General features: G+C 41.2%; 9 protein-coding genes. 6 read left to right on the top strand and 3 right to left on the bottom strand.

The window, feature by feature from the left end; genetic code table 11:
- Positions 1-102: 102 nt before the first annotated feature.
- Positions 103-342 carry a hypothetical protein gene (locus IBX40_09455; protein ID MBE0524540.1) on the bottom strand — a complete coding sequence of 80 codons (240 nt, stop codon included), beginning with the start codon at positions 340-342 and terminating at the stop codon, positions 103-105.
- Between the two features lie 193 nt (positions 343-535).
- Here IBX40_09455 and IBX40_09450 point away from each other — a divergent pair, with 193 nt between their 5' ends.
- The 4 genes from IBX40_09450 to IBX40_09435 all read left to right on the top strand — a co-directional run bounded on the left by IBX40_09450 (position 536) and on the right by IBX40_09435 (position 3378).
- Positions 536-1270 (top strand): TPM domain-containing protein, encoded by a 735-nt coding sequence (locus IBX40_09450; GenBank protein ID MBE0524539.1) that lies wholly within the window; start codon positions 536-538, stop codon positions 1268-1270.
- 68 nt (positions 1271-1338) lie between these two features.
- Positions 1339-1992, top strand: a complete 654-nt coding sequence (locus IBX40_09445) for a hypothetical protein (GenBank protein MBE0524538.1) — start codon at positions 1339-1341, stop codon at positions 1990-1992.
- Entirely contained in the window at positions 1989-2561 is a 573-nt protein-coding gene (locus IBX40_09440) for a LemA family protein (GenBank protein ID MBE0524537.1), read from the top strand. The genes IBX40_09445 and IBX40_09440 overlap by 4 nt, the downstream gene beginning before the upstream one ends.
- 124 nt (positions 2562-2685) lie before the next feature.
- Positions 2686-3378, top strand: coding sequence for a hypothetical protein (locus IBX40_09435; GenBank protein MBE0524536.1), 693 nt, complete (start codon positions 2686-2688; stop codon positions 3376-3378).
- A 230-nt stretch (positions 3379-3608) separates the two neighbouring features.
- Here IBX40_09435 and IBX40_09430 read toward each other — a convergent pair whose 3' ends face one another.
- Both IBX40_09430 and IBX40_09425 read right to left on the bottom strand, forming a co-directional pair.
- A complete protein-coding gene (locus IBX40_09430; GenBank protein MBE0524535.1) occupies positions 3609-4166 on the bottom strand; it encodes a TIGR00288 family NYN domain-containing protein in 558 nt (185 codons plus the stop codon).
- Positions 4167-4247: 81 nt separating this feature from the next.
- Positions 4248-5054 (bottom strand): class I SAM-dependent methyltransferase family protein, encoded by an 807-nt coding sequence (locus IBX40_09425; protein ID MBE0524534.1) that lies wholly within the window; start codon positions 5052-5054, stop codon positions 4248-4250.
- 88 nt (positions 5055-5142) lie between these two features.
- Between IBX40_09425 and hisI the strand changes: the two genes are divergently transcribed.
- Both hisI and tadA read left to right on the top strand, forming a co-directional pair.
- Positions 5143-5523: a phosphoribosyl-AMP cyclohydrolase gene (hisI, locus tag IBX40_09420; GenBank protein ID MBE0524533.1), complete on the top strand. Its 381-nt coding sequence runs from the start codon at positions 5143-5145 to the stop codon at positions 5521-5523.
- Positions 5524-5542: 19 nt separating this feature from the next.
- Positions 5543-7387 carry a Flp pilus assembly complex ATPase component TadA gene (tadA, locus tag IBX40_09415; GenBank protein ID MBE0524532.1) on the top strand — a complete coding sequence of 615 codons (1845 nt, stop codon included), beginning with the start codon at positions 5543-5545 and terminating at the stop codon, positions 7385-7387.
- Positions 7388-7448: the final 61 nt, after the last annotated feature.

The raw sequence follows: 7448 nt of genomic DNA, 5'->3' as shown, positions 1-7448 counted from the left end.
GGATGAAGTAATTTAAAAAGATTTACTTTTAGGATTTACCTGCGGAAAGTGAGATTAAATGTTTGTACACCCAATATTACAAAACGTAACAAATAGCGTAATTTACTGTATATAATATATACAATCAATTTTCAGCGGCACGACAGCTTCTTCTCCTGTTATGAAATAGTAGTCTGTTTGATTTACGGACATGGTTATGTCCTTTGCATACACTGCAGGAACCAGCAATAACAGAACGAACCCTGCCAGCACGATTTCCTGTATCATTGTATTAATTGTAATGGTGATAGTAGCATTTGCGGGATTCAGAATAATTTGAGTATAAGCTTTTAAGTTACTCAACAGTTTTTATATGATTATGCCCTTATATCAATCTTACCACAGACTGCCATGCAACTATTGGAAGTATTGTTCATTGCAGGGAAGTTGCTAAAAGGGATATTGCCGGACAAGATAGAAAATTAGGGATCATAGTATTATTAACAGTCCTTGGACTTAAGAGGCTATAAATATTACAACAACAGGTGTTACAAATATGACAAAGTGGTCATTAATTCTTATTATTATGATTTTATCTGTTGCCACTGCCAGTGGTGCCAGTTATCCGCAACTCACAGGTTTTGTCACAGATAATGCCGATATGATTGATTCCTCATATGAAGCACAGATAACAGCACTGGCCAAACAGATCGAGGAAAAGACCACTGTCGAAATAGCGGTTGTCACAGTGGAATCCTTTGAAGGGGAATCAAAGGAAATGTATGCTGTAAATCTATTCCAACAGGCAGGCATAGGCAAAACCGACAGGGACAACGGGTTGTTGATTCTGGTATCCAAACAGGAACGTGAGTATCGCTTTGAGGTGGGCTATGGCCTGGAGGGAGTCATAACAGACAGCATGAAGGTGAATATCGGGGACAGGATAATAGTACCGAATTTCAGGAACGGGGATTATGGAAAGGGAATCTATGAGTCCATGGTGGTAATTGAGGGACTTATTGAGGGGAATGAGGAAGTAATATCAAGATATAGCATGAAGCCCACAGGACAATCCAATGATGGCGAATCTATCTGGCCTTTTTTGTTTTTTACTATTATATTAGTACTATTTGGTCTTGCAGCTCTCAAAGGGCGAGGTAAAAGGGGTATGGGCGGAATTTATATTGGCGGATTTGGCGGTGGATTAGGTGGTGGAATGTCTGGCAGCGGTGGATTTGGTGGATTCGGCGGTGGAATGTCCGGCGGCGGTGGATTTGGTGGAAGTTGGTGAATATGGCCACAAAATCAATGAGAATTAATGATATAGGGAATTAATGATAATATTACATAGGTGATTGCATGACAGCGGATACACAGATAGAAAAACTTACAGATATTCTTGGCAGTAATCTGGTGGCACTGGTGCAGTACCACACAGGCGATGAGACACGACTTCTTGCGGTTTGTAACCACATTGATTTTACCACGCTACAATCAATAAAACCGCTTAAGGAAGTACCTCTTGTTATGACAAAGGAAGAACTCACAGACGGGGTTGATGTATTCCCAATTGAGTTTTTAAATATCAAGCAGCACTATGAGGTACTCCATGGCGAGGATTGTCTGGCTGATATCACAATATCAAAGAAACACCTGCGTCACCAGCTTGAGTTCGAGTTTCGCTCTAAGCTGATCCATCTCAGGGAGGAATACCTCCAGTTTAAAGGCAAGGATCTTGAACACCTTATTCTTGCGGCAGTTCCGGCCATCATGCCCATCCTTGGGGGCCTGATTCATCTGAAGGATTTACGCAATGACTGGACTGATACTGAAGAGTTATTCAGGATTGTGGCAGATGGGTATGGAATAGACACCAAGGTTCTGGAAGATATTTACAGCATAAGGCAAAAGACTTCCAAAATGAGTAAAGATAAAGAACAATATATCGAACATATAATAAGGATATTATCTGATATCGGAGAAATTATTGATGAACTTGAGGTGAATGAATGAACACAAGAAATGTGCTCTTTGGAGTTATCGGCGCCGTCGTTCTGATTATATTATTGACTGGAGGGTGGTTTCTTTCCACATACAACGGCTTTGTGGCAGCCGAAGAAGGGGTTGACGCATCATGGGCACAGGTGGAAAGCCAGTACCAAAGAAGGGCAGACCTTATACCCAACCTTGTTTCCACAGTGAAAGGGTATGCTGCACATGAAGAAGAAGTCCTTACAGAGATTACTGCGGCCAGAAGTCAATGGGGTGCTGCAGCCACACAACAGAGTAAAATGGAAGCTGCAGACAGTATGGATTCTGCAATATCCAGACTTCTTCTGGTAGTTGAAAACTACCCAAATCTTAAGGCAAACGAAAACTTCCTGGCACTCCAGTCGCAACTCGAAGGGACTGAAAACCGCATTGCAGTGGAAAGAATGCGCTACAATGAACAGGTCAGGGCATACAATACAAAGATTAAACGAATGCCTGCAGGGATTGTGGCAAATATGTTTGGATTTGATGAGAAGCTGTACTTTGAAGCTGATGAAGCGGCAGAAATTGCACCAAAGGTGGAGTTTTAGTTTGTGAACTACTCCTCCCTTCCGCTATGCGGTGAGGAGTATCGGGATTCAGGCACCGGCAAAAAAAGAATATGGCCTGAATTTTATAAGGATGGCATTTGTGACGTAATCAGGTGAAAATTCTGTGGATAATATCACTAAATTTGATGGTATAGACTATACAAACACTTTTGCTAAAAGAATCGGTGTTATGCATGAATTGATAGAAAATATACTGTCTGAATATATTGACAACAGAGATAGTATACTTGATATTGGTGGGGGTCCCGGTATAAGCGCTAAGATGATAGAAAAACTGGGAACAAAGGCAAAAGTGATAAATATAGAACCTTCTACCACGATTTATGATGTTCCACAGCTATCAATAGTAGAATATACACCTTTAAAGATGTCTTTTAAAGAAGCTCTAGATGGCTCGATGCCTTATATTGTCGACTATGTGTTAATGGTAAGTTCAGCTCATGAGATTGCATTATGCAATAATAGGACACCTGAAGAAAACAAAAAGATATTCTTCAATGATCTGGTTATTTTTATCAAGAAAAACCTAAAGAAAAATGGTATTTTAATAATAGGATTTCCTAATTATCGTGAAGGGGCATCCACAGAAAAAATAGACACGCAGCGTCGATTAACTGAAACGCTCTTGGGACATTCCCATCCACCAGAAGAGTTATTCACTGTTGATGAGTTCTCTGCGATTTTTGGTACTGCTCCTGATCTATTTATTCAAAAACCTATGGATTTGACTCAAGAGAATATAAAAGATACAATTTTAATGGCAAATGTGGCAGTATTTAAAATAAGAAATTTGTAGACTGCAGATAGAGTGAAGATTATCAGGGACGGCTGGAGAGAAGAAGGGATAGGAGCTGGTTTTCTTTATCTCAATCGTTATACCCAGCAGCTCTGACTTGGTGTCATGGTTATCCCAGATACTTTTTTAATTTTTTAGCTGCAGCCTCGATATCCTCAATGTTACTATAAGTTTAACAGGTAGATAGTTTGCCATATCTTTTATAATTACTTTTGCCTGATTTACCGTAATTAATTTTCCACGTGTTTTGCCTTTTCAATAGAATAACTTGAAGGCACTTCTTCAGACTCTTTGCCGCTAAATTCGTGCTCCATCACGCCTTCTTTTAATACGATCACATAATCAGCAGAATTCTTCAAAGCTATAGATAATCCAGGTTCGGCACCAAAAAGAATTGTCTCCTTTCCATGTTCATTTGCCTTGGCAAGCAGAGGTTTAAAATCAGCATCCCTGGTAACAATTGCAAGCGTATCTATTACTGGATTGAAGATCAACTCCACCCCTTCAACTGCTAATCTCACATCAACATCACTGGTACATATAATAGGTTCAAAACCCTGGGTCTCCACAGCCTCTACCAATTTATCAGAAGCATACTGGTTTAAAAACACCCTGCCGATCTTAATAGACCCATAATCCTTGAGCACATCCCTGATCTCTTCCAGGTTCACCTGAAACTCTTTCCTGAGCATATTAGGGCCGTCTACCAATAAGGCGATCTTGCGCCTCCCTTTTTCTTTTTTTGAACTAAGATAATTGCGAATAGAACCAAATCCAGTAGTTTTCATAATCTACCTCAGATAAACTGCATAATGATCGTCAATAATTTGTATGTTTAGAAAGAACACACACAAATATAAGAACTTTACTTAATCTTTACTTTGTTTTTTCAGGTCAAAAACCCATCGGCTTACTTGTGGTGCTACATTACCGCATTTTCGATAAAAAACGACTTCAAATCCACTATTCTGATATTCTTCTAATAAATCCTTAACCTTATGTTGTTTTTGAAAAGAATAAAAATGGATGATGCCACCTTCTTTTACAGGTACTGATATTTTGTCAAGAACATCATGCATCCCATAGGGAGTTGGCACTATCGCACGATCAAAACTGCTGTCAATCAAATTAATGATCTTAAGAGCATCACCTGGAATAATAGAAATATTCTCTTCAACCTTATTCAATTTGATATTTTCTGCCAACCACTTGCATGCAGCTTGGTTTTTCTCAATAGCCATAACTTTTGCACCCTTAGCTGCAGCAGGCACTGCAAAAGGCCCGACTCCGCAAAAGGGTATAAGCACATGTTCAGAAGATCTGACCAATGATATTACTCTGCGTCTTTCAAATGAAAGACGGGGATTGAAAAATACTTTTCTCACATCTAATTTGTATCTATAACCATATTCTCTATGCATGGTCTGTGTGGAATCCCCTAATAAAATATCAAACCTGCCAACCCGATTATCTCCATCCAATATAGCTACTTTATTAAGAACTTTCTTGATGTTTCTATGCTGTAAAACAATGTTTTCAGCTATAACGGCTTTATACTCATCAAGTTCAGGCGGGATCGAAATAACAACCAGATCCCCGATGATATCAAACCTGTTAGGGACCAATGATAATAGTGAATCAGGGATTATGCAATGCATCTGCTCTCTTAGATTCATTTCCAATCCTTTTTTCGTCTTCATATTTGATATAACCAGTGTAAAATTTACCAAATGATTTTATTGTTACAACACATCTTTGAATTTGATGAAGATAGCAGATGAGATATTAAAGCAGCTTAAATTTGATGATAAAGGACTTATTACAGCTATAGCCCAGGATTACCAGACAAATGAGATCTTGATGCTGGCTTTCATGAACCTAAAAGCACTTGAAAAGACCGCAGAGACCGAAAAAGCTCACTATTACAGTCGCAGCCGCGGTAAACAGTGGTTAAAAGGTGAAACATCAGGCCACATACAGATCGTACACGATATGTATATTGACTGCGATGCCGATGCAGTTCTCATGAAGGTTGAACAGCTGGGCGGCGGTGCCTGTCATACGGGCTATCGTTCATGTTTTTACCGTACTATGGATGGAAACATCGTTGGAGAGAAGGTATTCAATCCAGAGGACGTCTATTAACCACCATTCGGAAGGGAATATGAAACTTGTACCAGATACCAGTGTGATCATTGACGGGCGGATCACTTCCCTGATCGATCAGGGGGAATACAGAGGGGCTACAGTGATCGTCCCGGAAGCAGCGGTTGCAGAACTGGAATCCCAGGCAAACCTGGGTCGGGATTCAGGGTATAAAGGACTTGAAGAGTTATCCAGGCTCAAAGAAATGGCAGATAATGGCCTGATCGAACTGGCATTTACAGGTGACAGGCCTGGCCTTGAACAGATGAAAATGGCTGGAGGCGGAGAGATCGATGCCATGATCAGGCAGATCGCACTTGACAGTGTGGCGGTCTTCATAACAAGCGATAAAGTTCAGTCCATGGTTGCAAAGGCAAAAGGGCTGGAAGTAATCTATCTACTCCCCCAAAAGGCAGAATTCGGCCCAACTACCCTGGAGGAGTTCTTTACCCCTGATACCATGTCAGTACATCTTAAAGTCGGTGTCATCCCCCTTGCCAAGAAAGGTTCTATCAAGGACATTAAACTTGTTCAAATCAGGGATGCAACTTCCACTGAAAATGAACTCAGGACAATATCCCGCGAACTTATCGAAAAGGCAAAACAGGACCCTGAGAGCTTTGTTGAGATGGAACTTCATGGGGCTACCGTGCTGCAGATAGGTAATATGAGAATTGCTATTGCCACACCCCCATTTTCAGATGGTATCGAGATAACTGCTGTAAGGCCCGTAGCTTTCGTATCCCTCGAAGATTACAGATTATCTGAAGAACTTAAGAACAGACTGGCAGGTGAACAGCGCGGTGTTTTGATCGCAGGACCGCCCGGAGCTGGGAAATCTACATTTGCAGCTGGAGTGGCAGAGTTTTTGCATAGCTGTAATAAGATTGTCAAGACAATGGAATCTCCCAGGGATCTGGTAGTGGATGATGCTATCACCCAGTATTCCCCGCTTGAAGGCAGCATGGAAAAAACGGCAGATGTGCTGCTGCTGGTACGGCCCGATTATACTATCTATGACGAGGTACGCAAGACCCGGGACTTCCAGGTTTTCGGTGATATGAGGCTGGCAGGGGTGGGTATGGTGGGTGTGGTCCATGCCAACCGGCCTGTAGATGCCATCCAGCGTTTGATCGGAAGGGTTGAGCTGGGTATGATACCCCAGGTGGTGGATACTGTAATTTTCATTGATAAAGGAGAGGTTGCTAATGTACAGGATGTCAAGTTCACAGTAAAAGTCCCGCACGGTATGACCGAATCAGACCTGGCCAGGCCTGTGATCACGGTCACAGACTTTGAGACAGGCAGGACCGAATTCGAGATATATACATATGGTGAACAGGTAGTGGTCATGCCAACGACTAAAACCTTAAAAGGCACTTCACCTGCCATGAACCTGGCAGCTAGGAGCATCCGCGATGAGTTCAGACACAAGACCCATGGACCGGTGAGTGTTGAGATGTTGGGAGATAACAAGGCCGTTGTTTTGGTTAATGAAGCTGATATTCCTTCAATTATCGGAAAGAATGGGAAGAATATTGAAAAAATGGAAGAAAAATTGGGGATCCATATCGATGTAAGACCAGGTGGGAAAAAATCGACTCCTTATCAAAATGAGATTGAAAACGAAATTGTAAACAATGTTGTAATTTCCAATGTTTCCCTGGCCAAGAAACATGTTATACTAAAGGCTCCAGACCTTCCTGCCGCAGAAGTAGATGTGATGGTGGATGGACAGTATCTTTTCACTGCAACTGTGGGGCGAAAGGGGGATATCAGGATCATTAAGGATTCAGATATTGGTCAACAACTGCTCAGAGCACTTGACAAAAAATTACAAATAAGTATCAAAAACACAAATTAAAACTTAATACGTATCCTCTCCAAATTGATTGGTAATTCCGAAAATCAACAAATGCATTTCC

It is taken from the genome of Methanosarcinales archaeon (assembly GCA_014859725.1).
Taxonomy (GTDB): Archaea; Halobacteriota; Methanosarcinia; order Methanosarcinales; family Methanocomedenaceae; genus Kmv04.
The sequence above is the reverse complement of the archived record's forward strand: the minus strand, read 5'-3'. Positions and strand labels throughout refer to the sequence as shown.